Consider the following 16,061-nt stretch of genomic DNA (forward strand, 5'->3'; position numbering starts at 1 on the left):
GGGCGTTTTAAAGGATGTCATCGGACGCAAAGGCAGTTACCTGGCCTCATTGCGGCAAAAGATTTGAGTTTTGTCAAAGGTGTGGCAAAATGCTAAGTCTTGCTCGATCTGGATAATGGGGGTGGGGTGTGCGCTATCCTCAAGTACTGATCGAGATTAGCCTGTAGGCGAATACGGATTAATTCAAGGCAGGTAATTGTGGAAAGTCTAGGTGCTGTTTCTCTTTCTCGTCGTGTTGAGTTTGATCTATTTGTTATTGCCCAGACTATTTGGCGGCAGCGCTTGTTGGTTGCGACTGTGGCATTGGTTTTTACGGCGATGTGCGTAGTCTATGCCTATTTACTAGCGACACCTGTTTATCAGGTAAAAAGTATATTACGCCCTGCTTCTCAATCCAGTCTAGATGCGTTGAAAAGAACAGGGCTCTACGACGTTTCTCCTGCGTCGGCATTGCTTCGGTTCGGTGCGGCATTGGAGTCATATGATATTCGTAAGGCATTTTACGAGCAACATCAAAATTTCTTTTCCCCTTACAAGCGCGCTGGGCTCACAGATGAGCAAGTGCTTCGGATGTTTAACACCGAGATGCTCAAGGTTGTAATGCCTGTTGCGGAGCGGGACTTTGGGCAGGGGCGTCTGCAAATCACAATGACCTATCCTGAGGGGGTCAATGGTGTTCGTATGCTCAATGATTACGTCGCATTCGTTGTGAAAGGGGAGGAGGAGGCTGTTCGTCACGATGTCGAGAGTACCCGGCGTAGTCGAGTGGAGGGGTTGGCCTCCGAGATCGACTCCTTGCAAATGGTGTATGAGCACGAAAAATCTGCGCAGATTGCTAAGCTGCGTGAGCAAAATATCCTTCGGCGTGCGGTTTTGCAGGATGAGCTGGGTGCGCTTCGTGTTGAGCTGAAAACGCAGCGGGCCAATCGACTGCATGAGCTGGAAGAGGCCATTGCGGTGGCCAGATCTTTGGGGCTTAAGCGCCCAACGACTGCATCGCTCCTGGGTGAGTCGGGTATGGCAGCAGGAGTGAATGTCATTCGCACCGAAATCAGCAGTCAGAAGGAGCCGCTTTACTTTCTTGGCACGGACGTGCTTGAGGCGGAGCAAGCAGTCTTGCGCAAGCGTGATTCTGATGACTTTACCAACCGACGGGTTGCCGAGATACAGAAAGAACTTCAAATGTTGAGTGTTGACCGACAGATTGAAGTGCTCCAGCGACGTAAAGAGGACGCTTTGTTCGTGGCAGGGACGAGTGCTAAGCGTACGGAGCAGGCGCTTCTCGAAGCGCAGGACTCAACATTGGCGGGGTTGCGGCTTGTGGAGGTTGAGCAACCGGCGCTGGCGCCGTCGGAGCCTATCAAGCCGATGAGGCTGATTTTGATTTCTTTTGGAGCGCTTCTCGGTGTGATCGTAGGCGCTATAATGGCTGTTTTGCGACGTTATATAGCGCTCAGAAGCGTACCGTTTACGTCTGATAGGCCGAAGATTGTGGAGGCTAGCATCCAGGCGCTGAAGGCGGTAGATTGAGTCTCCAGTAGCTCATGGTGCCGGGTGGTTGCAGGCCTATTGCCATCTTTTGGTGAAATGATACGAATTTTCTGATGCTCATCTTGGTGTGTCAGTATTGAAATGAATTAGGGTCAGTGCATGAAGAAAGTATTGGTTACCGGGGCAGATGGTTTTATTGGTTCTCATCTGACGGAGCTCCTTGTTCGAGAAGGGTTTGAGGTCAAGGCGCTCTCCCAGTATAACTCCTTCAATTACTGGGGTTGGCTTGAGGATGTGGATTGCCTGGGTCAGGTAGAGGTCCTGAATGGTGATGTGCGCGACCCTCATTACTGTAAGCATATTACCAAGGGTGTAGATACTGTTTTTCATCTGGCGGCACTGATTGCGATTCCTTATTCTTATGTGGCCCCCGATAGTTATGTTGATACTAATGTAAAGGGTACGCTTAATATTTGCCAGGCGGCGCTTGATAATGGTGTTGGGCGCGTGATTCACACTTCTACTAGTGAAGTGTATGGAACGGCTCAGTATGTGCCTATTGATGAAAATCATCCCATCCAGCCGCAGTCGCCCTACAGTGCGTCGAAAATTGGCGCCGATGCCATGGCGATGAGCTTTTTCAATGCTTTTGATCTTCCGCTGACGATAGCGCGCCCCTTCAATACTTATGGGCCACGTCAATCGGCCAGAGCGGTGATCCCGACTATCATTACGCAAATTGCCAGTGGTAAGAAGGAAATAAAGCTGGGTGATGTATCGCCTACGCGCGACTTTAACTATGTGGCTGATACTTGTCGCGGTTTCCTTGAGCTCGCCCAATGCGAGAAGGCTGTCGGAGAGACAGTTAATATAGGCTCGAATTATGAAATCTCAGTGGGTGACACGCTGGAGCTTATTCGTGAGTTGATGCACAGTGATGTTAAGTTTATTACGGATGAGCAACGCTTCCGTCCCGGGAAGTCCGAAGTTTTCCGGCTGTGGTGCGATAATGCAAAAATTCGAAATTTGACCGGGTTTGAGCCCAGTTTTTCGATTCGCCAGGGGCTGCAAGAAACAATCGATTGGTTCACTAAGCCAGAGAATCTGGCTAAGTACAAGGCTGATCTTTACAACGTTTGAGGACTGTCCATGTTCGAAGCGCTTATCGGTTTTGTCCGAGATCAGTACGCGACAAACGATTTCATCCCGCTTCATGCTCCCACGTTCACTGGAGCAGAAAAGCAGTACGTGGTTGAGACTGTAGAGTCGACTTTCGTTTCCAGTGTCGGCGCATTTGTTGACCGGTTTGAGCGAGACATGGCTGTATACACCGGTTCGCCTCGTGCTGTCGCGACCGTGAATGGTACTGCGGCTCTGCACATTGGCTTGTTGCTGGCTGGTGTCAAGCCTGGCGATCTGGTTATTACTCAGCCGCTCACCTTTGTTGCGACCTGTAATGCGATAGCCTATTGTGGCGCAGAGCCGGTTTTTATTGATGTGGATCGTCATACGCTTGGCCTTTCCCCCGCCGCTGTTGAGGCATGGCTTCACGAGAATGCATTCCGGGATATCGACGGCGTCTGTCGTACACGCACTGGCGGTCGTGTCCTTCGGGCTTGTGTACCTATGCATACCTTCGGTCATCCTGTTGAACTCGATGCGTTGGTGGATGTTTGTAGTCGTTGGGGCCTGGCTATGGTGGAGGATGCTGCAGAATCGTTAGGCAGTCTCTATAAAGGTCGGCAGACGGGAACGTTTGGCCTGATCGGTACGCTGAGCTTTAATGGCAACAAAATCATAACGACTGGGGGCGGGGGCATGATACTGGCAGGGGAGGCTTTAGCCGTGCGCGCTAAACACCTCACTACGACCGCCAAAGTGCCACATGCTTTCGAATACATGCATGATGAGGTTGGTTACAATTACCGAATGCCCAACATAAATGCCGCTTTGGGGTGTGCGCAACTCGAGCGTTTAGAGGACTTCATCGCGTCAAAGCGACTGTTGGCTGAGCGTTATCAGGCATTTTTCTCAGATACCCCGCTGACCTTTGTGGTAGAGCCGGAGGGGTGCCGTTCCAACTATTGGCTGAATGCTGTTTTGTGCCCAGATGTACAGCAGCGTGATGCATTGCTGGAGTACAGCAATCGTTCCGGTGTTATGACGCGGCCCATTTGGCAGCTAATGACTTACTTGCCAGCATATTCTCATTGCCTGCGCGGAGAGCTGCCGAATGCTCAATGGCTGGAGGAGCGTATCGTTAATCTACCCAGTAGTGTTTTGCCGGAGCATGCAGTTTGAAGGTCAAGGTGGCGATTTTCACTGGGACGCGCGCCGAGTACGGATTGCTGCATAGCTTGATGAGCGATGTTAAGGCAAGTGCTCGACTTCAGCTTCAGGTCGTCGTTGGAGGTATGCATCTGTCTCCAGAGTTTGGGGATACATGGAAAGATATCGAGCGTGATGGTTTTCCAATTGATGCAAAAGTAGAGATGCTACTTTCCTCTGATTCGGATGTGGGGGTCGTCAAATCTATAGGTGTAGGCATCTTGGGCTTTGCCGATGCTCTGGATCGCCTTCGTCCAGACGTGCTGGTGGTTCTAGGTGACCGTTTTGAAGCGCTGGCAATCGTTCAGTCTGCGTTGATTATGAAAATACCTGTCGCACACCTCCATGGCGGGGAAGTGACAGAAGGTGCCTATGATGATGCTATTCGTCATGCGATCAGTAAACTATCCTATCTGCACTTTGTATCGGCCGAGCCTTATCGCCAGCGAGTTATTCAGCTGGGTGAGTCACCCGATCGGGTTTTCAATGTTGGAGCGATTGGGATCGACCACTTGAAGCGTACCCCGTTGATGGGGCGTGATGAGCTTTCCGAAAGCCTCCAGTTTGACCTCTCGTCACCGTTCTTTTTGGTGACGTATCATCCTGTGACATTGGCGGAAGAAAGTCCGGAGCTCAGCTTCAAGGCGCTGCTGGAGGCATTGAATCGTTTTCCTGAGCATAAGGTGATTATCACTTATCCTAATGCTGACAATGGCGGGCGAGCAATCATCCCGATGCTAGAGGCCTATGCTCAACAATCCGCCGGCCGAGTGCTTGCTATCCCGTCGCTTGGTTTCAAGCGTTACCTGAGTGTTGTAGCGTTGGCCGATGCGGTAGTGGGTAACTCTTCTAGCGGTATCATTGAAGTGCCCTCATTTCACGTGCCGACTGTCAATATAGGCGTCAGACAAAAAGGGCGGTTGGCCGCCAAGTCGGTGTTTGACTGCAAGCCAGAGGTCGAAGCTATAGTAGGGGCGTTACGTCATGTTCTGACGGCAGATTTTGAACTGCTTTGTCAGTCAGTTGTAAACCCCTATGGATGCGGTGATGCTTCGAAGCAGATTGTGAACGCTCTTGAGCGCTTCCAACCCGTCACCATTGTCAAGCCATTTTACGACTTGAGTTAAATTATGAAATTATCGAGTGATCAGTCAGTTTTCGTTATTGCTGAGGCCGGTGTCAATCATAATGGCAAGCGCGAGCTGGCATTTGAGTTAATCGATGCCGCTGCGCGGGCAGGTGCGGATGCGGTAAAGTTTCAGACGTTTGATGCCAAGCGGCTTGCTTCGAAATCGGCTCCAAAAGCTAAGTATCAAACACGTAGTACTGACGCCGATGAAAGCCAGTTGGCGATGCTGAGACAGCTCGAACTGCCCCAAGAGTGGCATTATGAATTGCAAGCATATGCGCGATCCCAAGGCATTCAATTTCTTTCTACAGCGTTTGATACGGGGAGTTTGAAATTTCTGACTGAAATGGATTTGCCCGTGTTCAAGGTGCCCTCCGGTGAGTTGACAAATGGCCCTCTACTGTGGCAGTTCGCCAAGACTGGAAAGCCGTTGATTCTTTCCACTGGAATGGCAACGCTGAGCGAGGTAGAGCAGGGGCTTGCTATTGTAGCGCATGCGTTGAATAGCGATTCTGAGCCTGGTTGCATGGAGGAAGTCTGGCGCAACTGGAGTCTGCCTTCCAGTCGACTTCGGCTGCAGGGGCATGTCACATTGCTTCATTGCACCTCCCAGTATCCGACTCCGCCCGAAGAGGTTAACCTCTTGGCAATGGATACACTTAGAGCTTTTGGGCTCGCAGTAGGCTATTCGGATCACACAGAGGGCTGTCTTATCCCCATCGCTGCCGTGGCTCGAGGAGCTACAGTGATAGAAAAGCACTTCACTATTGATCGAGGCCTACCAGGACCTGATCACAAGGCATCGTTGGAGCCCCACGAGCTGAGTATGATGGTGAGCCAGATACGTTCATTGCAACTGGCGCTGGGGGATCCCTGTAAAGCACCACAACCCAGTGAGTGGGACACCAGAAAGGCTGCGCGCCAGCAGGTAGTTGCAGCTCGAGACATTGCTGCCGGTAGTGTTATCTCGAGAGACGATCTCACAACTGCTCGTAGCGGCTTCGGATTGCCGCCCACTGTGTTGTGGGAGCTGGTGGGCAGCACGAGCAAACGGGCCTTTTTGGCGGGTGAGACTCTGGAAAAATGAAGCCGTTCGCCCATGAGGACATGCCGCTGGTCCTGCTTGGAGCAGGTGGGCATGCAAAGGTGCTAAGGTCACTGATTGATGTTTCTGGGCGAAAGCTCCTTGGTGTTTGCGATCCTAATCTTGTCCATGCTGGCACGAGTCTCTGGCGAGGAGTCAAGGTGCTAGGAGGAGATGAAGTGCTCGATGGGCTCGACATCTCAAGTGTTGGGTTGGTCAATGGCGTTGGCCAACTCGTTGGCAAGGACCTCCGCCAGCGCATCTATGATAAGGCTCGGGCTTTAGGTTTCGTTTTTCCGCCGCTGATTCATCCCAGTGCATGGGTAGACGAATCGGTCGAGTTGAGCGATGGCGTCCAAATCATGGCAGGAGCCATTGTTCAGCCGGACGTGCGAATAGGGGCCAATTCGACTATCAATACGCGGGCTAGCCTAGATCATGATTGTACCATCGCTTCGCAGGTCCACATTGCCCCTGGGGTTGTTCTGTGTGGTGGCGTGACGGTGGCTCATGGCTCATACGTCGGTAGCGGTGCCACGGTTACACCAGGTGTTGTAGTTGGCGAACATGCAGTGATTGGTGCAGGCACGGTTGTCGTGAGAGACGTGCCGCCTCGCAGCGTCATCAAAGGGCCTTCGGTTTACCCTCGCCCGTTGCGGGAAGGCTGATTTTTCTAGAGAAGGAATGCAATGAAGCAGTGGGAAAAAACGCTTATCAGTCCTGGTTGCACTATTGAAGAGGCGATTGCGACTCTAGATCGTGTTGCTGTTCGTATTGTGATGATTGTAGATGGTCACCGGCAGCTTCTGGGAACTCTCACTGACGGAGATGTAAGGAGGGCACTGCTTAGACAGTGCCCCTTGAACACGCCTGTGCATCAAATCATGTGCACGACACCACGTACTGCTGAGCGCGATTGGGGGAAGGATCGCATCCTGTCAGTGATGGAAAAGTACTCGCTTTTACAGTTGCCTGTGCTGGATGAGCAACGGAGAGTCATTGGCCTACAAACATTGCATGACTTGCTGAATAAGCCCCGATTAGATAATCCGGTTTTCTTGATGGCCGGTGGTTTTGGTACCCGTTTGCGACCATTGACCCAGCACTGCCCGAAACCCTTGCTCAAGGTGGGAGAAAAACCCATCCTTGAAATCATACTTGAACGGTTTATCAGTGCTGGGTTCCATCGTTTCTTTATTTCGACGCATTACATGCCGGAAATGATTCGAGAACATTTCGGTGATGGAAGCCAGTGGGGAGTTGAGATCCGCTATGTTCATGAAGAGCAGCCTCTAGGTACAGGAGGGGCTTTGGGCCTCCTGCCTCAGGACGAAATCGACATGCCTCTGTTCCTGATGAATGGCGATTTGTTGACAACCCTCAATTTCCTAAATTTATTGGATTTCCATGAGGGCAATGGTGCCGTAGCGACCATGTGCGTTCGAGAGTATGAATACACTGTACCTTATGGTGTAGTTGAGAGTGAAGGGCACCGGATTCGATCAATGGTTGAGAAACCGGTTCACAAGTTTTTCATTAATGCGGGGATCTATTTGTTGTCTCCTGAGCTTGTGAAGAGCGTAAGACCAGGCACGCATATTGACATGCCAACATTGCTTGAACAGCAGATTGCGCAGCAATATCATGTGAATATGTTCCCTGTCCACGAATATTGGTTGGATATTGGGCGTATGGAAGATTTTCAGCGTGCCCAGCAGGAATTTTCGAGCTTATGAGCATTCCTGAGCGTTTTGTCGTCGTGGGCAGTGGGAGTATTGCTCGTCGCCATATGAGCAACATTCGCGCCTACTATCCCAAGGCCACGATACAGTGTGTTTCCGCGTCGGGTCGTGAGCTGAATATCTCCGAACTTCCGGAGAGTGTCATGGCTTGCCCGTCCCTGGCTCATGCCATTGAAGGCGGGCCGGGTTATGCCATTGTCGCATCTCCCGCGCCACTTCACGTTACACAAGCGGCGCTACTATTGTCTGCGGGTTTCACGGTACTGGTGGAAAAGCCTCTGAGTGATTCCCTGATCAACTTCAGAACCCACGCGGAAACTTTGCGTCTTTATAATGACAAACTCGCAGTGGCCTACAACTTGAGATTCATGCCGTCCGCGGCTGTGGTCAAGGCTGTTGTAGAAAGCACAAGCTTAGGCTCTATTCTCTCTGTCTCGAGCGAGGTGGGCCAGTACCTTCCCGATTGGCGTCCAGGTAGTGATTATCGGAGGAATGTTTCTGCACAGCGAGCGCTGGGCGGGGGCGCACTGTTGGAGCTGAGTCATGAGCTCGATTATTTACAGTGGTTATTTGGACGGATTGAGTCTGTTTATTGTCATGCGCGGACATCCGGTCGTTTACAGCTTGATGTCGAGGACACTGTAGATGCACTGATGAGAACCCAAGAGGGTTACATCGTGAATTTACACATGGACTTCCTGCAGCGAGCGCCCGTTCGGCGTTGTAAGATCGTAGCGGAAAATGCGACGCTGGAGTGGGATATCCTCAAAAATCGAGTTGTATTGAGAAACTGTGGTGGAGTAGATCGCATCCTTCATGATGATCCGGAGTATGACCGGAATCAAATGTATGTTGACGAACTGAATGCGTTCGTTGATATGGCACATGGCAGGCGGGCACCTTGGGTTACGTTGGAGCAAGGCATTGAAACTCTCAGACTCGTAGAGGCGCTAAAACAGTCCTCTACAACAAGTTCTGTCATCGCCATGAGGGAGTTTTAATGGCTAGAGTATACGCATTCGTTTTTGCACGGGGAAACTCTAAAGGGTTGCCCGGAAAAAACATCAAGCTCCTTGGCGGCAAACCGCTGCTGGCAAGATCTATTGAGGTTGCCAAAGCGCTGCCTCAAATAAGCAAGGTATTTGTATCCACTGACTGTGAAGCGATTGCCTCTGTCGCCAGGCAGTATGGTGCAGAAGTCATTGAGCGCCCTGACGAACTGGCAACCGATCATGCCTCTGAGTGGCACGCCTGGCAGCACGCAATACGCTACTTAGAAAGTAGAGGTGAACACTTCGACCTTTTTGTGAGCTTGCCGGCTACCAGCCCGCTGCGTAGCAAGGAGGACGTGTTACGTTGTCTTGAGGCTGTAAAAGCTGAGGTTGATGTGGTGGTTACCGTTACCGAGGCGGCACGGAGCCCATATTTTAATATGGTGGTGCGTGATGATGAGGGACTCAGCTCTCTCGTGTGCGCTGATAGGACATTTCATCGTCGTCAAGATGCACCAAAAGTCTATGACATGACCACGGTTGCTTATGTTGTCCGGCCTGAATTTGTTCTTCAGCAAGAAAAACTTTTCGCAGGTACTGTCAGTTCAGTTATCGTTCCGCGAGAGCGGGCTGTCGATATAGACGATATCTATGATTTTAAATTGGCCGAGATATTTCTCGCGGAAGCGGAACTGAAGAATGTTGAATAATAAGAAAATTCTGGTAGCAGGCGCTGCTGGATTGTTGGGAAGTAGCTTGGTATGCCGGTTACTGGACGAAGGTGCCCAGGTTGTGGCTGTCGATCTGGAGGAAGCGCGACTGCTTGATCGTTTGAGCGCGTCCGGCTATTCAGCCAATCCGGGATTGACAGTATGCGCCATGGATATTGGCAGGAAAGCCGAAATTGTTGATTTTTTCAGCAATACCGGTGGGCTGGATGGCGCAGTAAACTGTGCCTACCCGCGCAACAAGCAGTACGGTCGAGGCTTCTTCGAGGTGGAGCTAGAGGACTTTAATGATAATGTTTCGATGCACCTTGGTTCGTCATTCTTATTTATTCAGGAATGTGCGCGCTACTTCAAGCGGAGTCAGCGGGAGTTTTCGCTTGTAAATATTTCATCCGTCTATGGTGTCATTTCGCCGAAGTTTGACGTATATGAAGGGACGCCAATGACCATGCCAGTGGAGTATGCCGCGATAAAGTCGGCATTGATCCATCTGAGCAAATACGTGACCACATTTGTTTCTGATAGCCGTTTCCGCTCTAATTGTGTAAGTCCGGGTGGTATTCGCGATAAGCAACCTGAGGCGTTTCTGAGTCGATATAAAAATTCTTGTCTGGGCAAAGGGATGCTGGATATCGAAGATGTGCTCGGAGCTATTGTGTTCTTGCTCTCCGATCAGTCGCGCTATGTGAATGGGCAAAATATTGTAGTAGATGACGGCTTTACATTGTGACCGTCCAAGATTGAGTCCAATGAGTAGCATAAATAACATGCCTGAGCTTGTGATATTGCGCAAGGACGTTCTGGGTAAATGATACTGGTTGCCATACTATTTATACTGTTTTCCTTTGTTCTTTTCAGGAACAAGAGGATCATATGTCCGTCTAATGTCGTCTTTGGTAATTATTTTTTATATCTGGTTTTTCCCGCGACACTCTTTTATGTCCTGGAGTGGTTGTCTTGGGATTACGTGTTGCCATGGGGGAAGATGAACGATTGGAGCAAGGTTTCGCAGGAGGCGATACTTTCCTATCTATACGTTTTTACCTTGTTTTTCTATTTTGTTCGGTTGTTGGAAGTGTTGCTGGATAGTGTCGAAAAAGTGGATGTTGTCTACAGTTATCGGGCGAGACCTTATGCAATATTTGTTTGCGCGCTTGCCTTGCTGTTGGGCTGTTTCTATTTTCTCCAGGTGACAGGAGGGGTGGAGGCCTGGGTGGGTGATTATAGCGAAACTTATCTTTCGAAGAAAAAGGGATATGGGGTCGTTAATTATCTACTTATCATGTGGTCCAATTTCCTGGCTTTTTGGCTTGGGTTCTATTGCCGTACTACGGGGCGCCGCAGTGTGGTGCTTTTTGTGTTTGTGGTAATGGTGCTTGCCTTTTGTGCCTACTTGCAGGGCGTCAAGAGCAGAATATTTCTATTTGGAATCTTCTTTAGCCTTCCTTGGTTGGCTGTTGCCAGGCTTAACCTTCGGCAAGGTGCGTTTTTGTTCTTCGGTTTTGTTCTTTTGTTTTCTGGGGCCATGTATGTGCGATCCAATGGATTTTATAGTACGCCGGAGATGTTGCTTGAGTACTTCTTGACTTACTTTAATACTATATTTCTGCATGATACTATTTTGAGGGATATGTCACCCGAGTACTTCATGACCATGGGGTATCCTGTTAACAAGTGGCTGACGTTTGTCGGTGTTCCTTCGCCTGACCATCTTCATGATATTAGCCGGTGGCTGACTTCTATTTATTTTCCATCGCAATGGTTTGACGAGTCTGCGACTCAGCAGTGGCCGATTGAGACTGAGTTGTATCTAAACTACGGTGCATACATATTCTGGTTTATTCCGATTTTCGTCTACTCGGTCTTCATCTGTACCTTGTATGCCCTTAGGTTTAAAGGTGGCCCGGTTTTCTTGTTCATCTTCATGTCTGAGGTTTTCTTGTTTTTGAGTATGTTCAGAGGCAGTATGCTGCAGTGGATTGCGTTGTTTAATTTTGGTTTTTATATATTTATCATGTTAGCCCAGCGTGTGATGTTCACCAGGTCTGCTGCCGCCTAGGGTCTGTACGAAATATGTCTACGCGAAGGTAAGACAAGGCGAAACGGAGGAGGAAGTGGAGTGTGCTGGAGTACATGAGCATTCCGAGCCTCGTTTCAACGTAGTATGCACGAGTGCAGATGCATTTCGTACAGAGCCTAGCTGACCGGGGGCGTGTTCAAGATTAGGGTGGGGTGTGAGCGTGTATAGGTTTGTCAATATTGGGTTGCGCGCTGTTACATTGCTGAGTAAGTTTTTGCTGGTGTTTTTTTTGGCGCGATATCTAGCGGCTGACGCTGTCGGGATGTATGGGTTGTTGGCTGCAACGATTGGCTACGGTATATATGTAGTTGGTTTTGAATTTTATACCTATGCTAACCGTGAGTTGATAGGGTTGCAGTCGAGTCAATTATTATGTGTGATTCGCGATCAGTTTGTGCTTTATGCCATTATCTATCTGTTTTTCTTACCAGTCCTAGGATTTGTCTTCCTTCAGGGGTGGCTTCCGTTTGAGTATTTTTTCGTATTTATCATTCTGCTGTTGTTTGAGCACGTCGCTCAAGAGGCCAATCGGATTCTCGTGGCCATTTCCAGGCCATTGCTGGCTAGCGTAGTTTTGTTTGTTCGAAGCGGTATTTGGTGTTTTATCGTTATCGCCTGTATGGCATGGGATTCGGCTTTTCGCAATCTTGGCTTTGTACTTTTAAGTTGGCTTCTGTGTTGTGTTATTGCTTGCCTGATTGCGGCTGTATCAGTTTTTCGAGTGTGTGGGTTAATACAGTGGAGGCCTATCAGGTGGGCATGGGTGAGGCGAGGTGTATATGTCGCAATCCCATTCCTACTTGCGAGTCTGGCTATTAGAGGCGTATATACGTTTGATCGTTATTGGGTTGAGCACCTGGCCGGTTTGGAGGTCTTGGGTGCTTATACTTTGTACGTTGGCATATCAACTGCAATCCTTTCGTTTCTGGACGCTGGGGTTGTAGTTTTCTTCATGCCGCGGTTGGTTCACTCGGTCAAGATGCGTGATTTTCCTGCGTTTCGAAGCGGAATGCGCTCATTGGCATCGAATGTCGTGATCGTCGTGCTTGTGCTGGCAGGGCTATGCTGGGGCGGGAGTTTTTTTGTCGTCAACTGGTTGTCTTCACCTGTCTACAGTCAGCAACTCAATATCTTGTATTGGTTGCTGCTGGCAAGTGTCTTCTATGGGTTGAGCACTGTTCCGCATCTCGGGTTGTATGCATTGGGGAAAGATCGGCATTTGATGTACTCTCAGTTGGTTGGTTTGGCGGTCTTCGTAGGTGGCTCATATGCGTTTGGTACTACGTTTGGTGCTGTCTCGGTGGCTTGGGCGATGGCATCGGCATTTTTTGTTGTATTGCTTTGGAAGAGCGTGGCGTACTTCAGTCAGCTCAATAAGCTGGTCTGATTTCGTGTTGTGTATATTTATTGGTAATCGTGCGGGGCGGGTGAATAGGTGTGGCTAGAATAGAAAAAAAACTGCTCATCGAATATCTGTTGGCTACTAAAAACGAAATTGCAGTTGATCGTAGTGTTTACGCGCTTGCTGGTATTTTACCTGAGCAGCTGGGTTGCGCGCCTCGACCCAGTAAATTGCTGAGTATTAGTCGTCGGAGTTTGCTGCTGAGCACTGCCATGAAAGCGATTCGTGTCCTGTGGAGTAATGGGGGAGCGATTTTATTTTTTATGCTGCAGTGGCGGGCTCTACGATCGAAAGTTGCCAAGGGGATAGTGGATGAGCCGCCTCGGTTTGATTGCTATACCGTCTGTTATTCATCCCGTGCTATGGATTTAATAACGCCTCAGCTGCTTGGTCAGGAACTCTATAAAATTACCTTGCCCTGGGTAGAGTCAAGACATGATGGTGGCAGCACGTTGGGTGTTCTGAAATTGCTCAATCAAAGTGATTTGAGAAATGCATTTATCCATTCTGTGGTGGCCTCGCGAAAGTTAAGGGCATCTAAAAAGTATTCCTGCTGGTCATTACAGAGCTATACAGCCTTCCGCTGGTTTTGTGTCAGGTTGGCCTTGAGACGGCTCAGCGCAAAAAAGCTAGTAATTGCTGAGCACTATGATCGATGGGCAGTTCTGTCTGATCGCGTGGTCTTGGAAGCCTGTAGAAATAATTTTAGCGATGACGCTGGCCTGGTAATGGTTCAACACGGTGCGTTGGTCTCCTTAGAGAGCAACAAGCTACCTGTCTCCAATGAGTTTTCGGTGAAGCTAGCTTATCGCTTGCGAAGTGTTACTAGACTCTATACATTCAATGAAGATGCTGTTGCCACGTTCGAGACGTCTATTCTGTCAGCTCTTTCCCCACTTCGTGCGGTCGGTGTGTGCTTTTACTCACCCGCATTGAAGTTGGCCAAAGTCGCGCCTACAAGCTTGCCGTCACTCTTGTTTGTAGGGCATCCGTTGTGTGAAGAACTGCATATTCAGATCCTTCAGGCGATAGGACCGGAGGTCCAGAGTTTTTATAAGCCACACCCCGCCAACCCAGCAACGAATCGTATTAGCTCGATGGGGTGGAATGTGATCACGCAAAAAGATGTTTTTCCTGATGTCGACCTTCTCATATCATACCCCTCCACGTTGGTGGCAGAGTACGAAGGGATGCACATTCCTGCTATCATCCATCCCCTCAACATGCCTCCCGCAGAGGCTGGCGAACTGATTGCATCGATCAGGCGAAGCATCGCCTTGGCAGCTAAGCGCTAGGAGGCGCACACGGATGACTGTTTTTCGGGGATACGAGCAGTGACTAGTAGCTACAAGATTTGCACACGTTGCATCATGGACACGTCCGATCCCAATATCCGTTTTGATGATCGTGGTGTTTGCGAATACTGTCAAAATTTTGACGATCAGATTCTGCCGAACTGGCATACCGATCAGCGCGGCGAGGCAGAGCTCCAGCGCCTCGCTCAGCTGATCAAGAAAGATGGCCAAGGCAAGGAGTTTGATTGCATCATTGGGCTCAGCGGTGGTCTGGACAGCTCCTATGTCAGTTACGTTGCGAAAGAAAAGATGGGCTTGCGGCCGCTGCTTTTCCATGTCGATGCGGGCTGGAATACCGACCAAGCCGTGGGGAATATTGAAAAGCTGGTTGATGGTCTTGGTCTAGAGCTCTATACCGAGGTGATCAATTGGGAAGAAATGAAAGATTTGCAAACAGCATTTCTTAAATCTCAGATTCCTGATCAGGATCTCCCGCAGGATGCGGCGTTCTTCTCGGCGCTCTATAAATTTGCACGCGCGCACAAGATTAAATATGTGCTCACGGGTGGTAACTTCTCGACTGAATGCTGCCGAGAGCCCGAAGAGTGGGGCGGCTACCCAGGTATCGACAAGCGTTTGTTCAATAGTATTCACGGGCTATTCGGTGAGCGGGCAATGAGGTCGTTCCCACTTGTCGATATTTTGATGTATAAGGTTTTTTATCGGTACGTACTTGGTATGCAAGTTGTGAGGCCACTAAACTTGGTGCCTTACATTAAGAGGGAAGCGGAGGAAACGCTTGAGCAGCTTTATGGTTGGCAGCCTTTCCAGCATAAGCATCATGAGTCACGGTTTACTCGTTTTTATGAGGATTACTGGATGCCCAGAAAGTTCGGCTATGAGAAGCGTCGTGCGCATTTCTCCAGCCTGATCATGACAGGGCAGATGACGCGTGAAAATGCGCTTGAGCGAATTGCCAGGCCAGAGATGGATCAGCAATTTCTGGCGAGCGAATTCGAGTATGTCGCCAACAAGCTGGATCTGTCTGTTGAGGAGTTGCAGGCTATTTTCGAAGGTGAGAACAAGACATTCCGAGACTACAAGAATAAGCACTTTTTGATCGGGATGGGCGCCCGGGTAATGAATATGCTGGGGCTTGAAAGAAGGCTGTTCAGATGATAACCATCATTGATTACGGACTGGGCAACATTCAAGCATTCGTCAATGTCTTTCGGCGCTTGCATATCCCGGTGCGGGTAGCGAGTGATCTAGATGCGCTAGCCGGGGCGAAGAAGCTGATTCTTCCTGGCGTTGGCGCCTTTGATCATGCGATGCAGCGCTTCAATGATTCGGGTATGCGAACTCAGGTGGAGGCGTTGGTTCATCGCGATAAGGTACCGGTGCTGGGTATTTGCGTTGGGATGCAGATGCTTGCCGATAGTAGTGAGGAGGGCACATTGCCGGGCCTTGGCTGGGTGCCTGGGAAGGTTCGTTCATTTCGTTCCGTCGTCGGGCTGGAGCGCATGGCCTTGCCGCATATGGGATGGAATGATGTCAATCCCGTTGGTACGTGCCCGCTATTTGACGATCTCGAGGATCACATTCGCTATTATTTTCTACACTCTTTTTATTTCGAATGCCAGGATCCTGCGCATATTATCGCACAGTCTCATTATGGGTTGGGCTTTAGTTCTGCGGTGGCGGCAGATAATGTCTACGGTGTCCAATTCCATCCTGAAAAAAGTCATCACTTTGGGGTTGGTCTTCTGAAAAATTTTGCGGAACTCTGA

The 16,061-nt window shown here is 49.7% G+C and carries 15 protein-coding genes; all 15 read left to right on the plus strand.

Annotation, left to right across the window (positions count from 1 at the left end):
* Window positions 1–198: 198 nt before the first annotated feature.
* The 15 genes from CC207_RS07675 to hisH all read left to right on the plus strand — a co-directional run bounded on the left by CC207_RS07675 (window position 199) and on the right by hisH (window position 16,061).
* On the plus strand, window positions 199–1,530 hold the full coding sequence (locus CC207_RS07675) for a Wzz/FepE/Etk N-terminal domain-containing protein (protein WP_158216135.1): 1,332 nt from the start codon (window positions 199–201) through the stop codon (window positions 1,528–1,530).
* Window positions 1,531–1,650: 120 nt separating this feature from the next.
* Complete coding sequence (locus CC207_RS07680) at window positions 1,651–2,631, plus strand: NAD-dependent 4,6-dehydratase LegB (protein WP_088851823.1); 981 nt, start codon at window positions 1,651–1,653, stop codon at window positions 2,629–2,631.
* A 9-nt stretch (window positions 2,632–2,640) separates the two neighbouring features.
* A complete protein-coding gene (locus CC207_RS07685) occupies window positions 2,641–3,792 on the plus strand; it encodes a LegC family aminotransferase (RefSeq protein ID WP_088851824.1) in 1,152 nt (383 codons plus the stop codon).
* Window positions 3,789–4,946 carry a UDP-N-acetylglucosamine 2-epimerase gene (neuC, locus tag CC207_RS07690; protein ID WP_088851825.1) on the plus strand — a complete coding sequence of 386 codons (1,158 nt, stop codon included), beginning with the start codon at window positions 3,789–3,791 and terminating at the stop codon, window positions 4,944–4,946. Before CC207_RS07685 ends, neuC begins: the two co-directional genes overlap by 4 nt.
* A gap of 3 nt (window positions 4,947–4,949) precedes the next feature.
* Window positions 4,950–6,035, plus strand: coding sequence for an N-acetylneuraminate synthase (gene neuB, locus CC207_RS07695; RefSeq protein WP_088851826.1), 1,086 nt, complete (start codon window positions 4,950–4,952; stop codon window positions 6,033–6,035).
* Entirely contained in the window at window positions 6,032–6,700 is a 669-nt protein-coding gene (locus CC207_RS07700; RefSeq protein ID WP_088851827.1) for an acetyltransferase, read from the plus strand. Before neuB ends, CC207_RS07700 begins: the two co-directional genes overlap by 4 nt.
* Before the next feature lie 21 nt (window positions 6,701–6,721).
* On the plus strand, window positions 6,722–7,768 hold the full coding sequence (locus CC207_RS07705) for a nucleotidyltransferase family protein (RefSeq protein WP_088851828.1): 1,047 nt from the start codon (window positions 6,722–6,724) through the stop codon (window positions 7,766–7,768).
* The gene (locus tag CC207_RS07710; protein ID WP_088851829.1) at window positions 7,765–8,775 is read left to right on the plus strand and encodes a Gfo/Idh/MocA family protein; all 1,011 of its coding nucleotides are present in this window, start codon (window positions 7,765–7,767) and stop codon (window positions 8,773–8,775) included. The genes CC207_RS07705 and CC207_RS07710 overlap by 4 nt, the downstream gene beginning before the upstream one ends.
* Window positions 8,775–9,476, plus strand: coding sequence for a cytidylyltransferase domain-containing protein (locus tag CC207_RS07715; protein ID WP_088851830.1), 702 nt, complete (start codon window positions 8,775–8,777; stop codon window positions 9,474–9,476). The genes CC207_RS07710 and CC207_RS07715 overlap by 1 nt, the downstream gene beginning before the upstream one ends.
* Window positions 9,466–10,224 carry an oxidoreductase gene (locus tag CC207_RS07720; protein WP_088851831.1) on the plus strand — a complete coding sequence of 253 codons (759 nt, stop codon included), beginning with the start codon at window positions 9,466–9,468 and terminating at the stop codon, window positions 10,222–10,224. The genes CC207_RS07715 and CC207_RS07720 overlap by 11 nt, the downstream gene beginning before the upstream one ends.
* Before the next feature lie 255 nt (window positions 10,225–10,479).
* Window positions 10,480–11,553, plus strand: a complete 1,074-nt coding sequence (locus tag CC207_RS07725) for a hypothetical protein (RefSeq protein ID WP_143496093.1) — start codon at window positions 10,480–10,482, stop codon at window positions 11,551–11,553.
* 181 nt (window positions 11,554–11,734) lie between these two features.
* A complete protein-coding gene (locus CC207_RS07730) occupies window positions 11,735–12,961 on the plus strand; it encodes a lipopolysaccharide biosynthesis protein (protein ID WP_088851875.1) in 1,227 nt (408 codons plus the stop codon).
* 50 nt (window positions 12,962–13,011) lie between these two features.
* Window positions 13,012–14,271, plus strand: a complete 1,260-nt coding sequence (locus CC207_RS26690) for a hypothetical protein (RefSeq protein ID WP_143496095.1) — start codon at window positions 13,012–13,014, stop codon at window positions 14,269–14,271.
* 39 nt (window positions 14,272–14,310) lie between these two features.
* Window positions 14,311–15,450: an N-acetyl sugar amidotransferase gene (locus tag CC207_RS07740; protein WP_256582038.1), complete on the plus strand. Its 1,140-nt coding sequence runs from the start codon at window positions 14,311–14,313 to the stop codon at window positions 15,448–15,450.
* A complete protein-coding gene (gene hisH / locus CC207_RS07745) occupies window positions 15,447–16,061 on the plus strand; it encodes an imidazole glycerol phosphate synthase subunit HisH (protein WP_088851835.1) in 615 nt (204 codons plus the stop codon). Before CC207_RS07740 ends, hisH begins: the two co-directional genes overlap by 4 nt.

This window comes from Pseudomonas sp. DrBHI1 (assembly GCF_002205115.1).
GTDB lineage: Bacteria > Pseudomonadota > Gammaproteobacteria > Pseudomonadales > Pseudomonadaceae > Aquipseudomonas > Aquipseudomonas mosselii.

Coding starts and splice junctions, on each gene's coding strand:
- CC207_RS07680 (WP_088851823.1), top strand. CDS start 1,651: ATGAAGAAAGTATTGGTTACCGGGGCAGATGGTTTTATTGGTTCTCAT.
- CC207_RS07685 (WP_088851824.1), top strand. CDS start 2,641: ATGTTCGAAGCGCTTATCGGTTTTGTCCGAGATCAGTACGCGACAAAC.
- neuB (WP_088851826.1), top strand. CDS start 4,950: ATGAAATTATCGAGTGATCAGTCAGTTTTCGTTATTGCTGAGGCCGGT.
- CC207_RS07700 (WP_088851827.1), top strand. CDS start 6,032: ATGAAGCCGTTCGCCCATGAGGACATGCCGCTGGTCCTGCTTGGAGCA.
- CC207_RS07705 (WP_088851828.1), top strand. CDS start 6,722: ATGAAGCAGTGGGAAAAAACGCTTATCAGTCCTGGTTGCACTATTGAA.
- CC207_RS07710 (WP_088851829.1), top strand. CDS start 7,765: ATGAGCATTCCTGAGCGTTTTGTCGTCGTGGGCAGTGGGAGTATTGCT.
- CC207_RS07715 (WP_088851830.1), top strand. CDS start 8,775: ATGGCTAGAGTATACGCATTCGTTTTTGCACGGGGAAACTCTAAAGGG.
- CC207_RS07720 (WP_088851831.1), top strand. CDS start 9,466: ATGTTGAATAATAAGAAAATTCTGGTAGCAGGCGCTGCTGGATTGTTG.
- CC207_RS07725 (WP_143496093.1), top strand. CDS start 10,480: ATGAACGATTGGAGCAAGGTTTCGCAGGAGGCGATACTTTCCTATCTA.
- hisH (WP_088851835.1), top strand. CDS start 15,447: ATGATAACCATCATTGATTACGGACTGGGCAACATTCAAGCATTCGTC.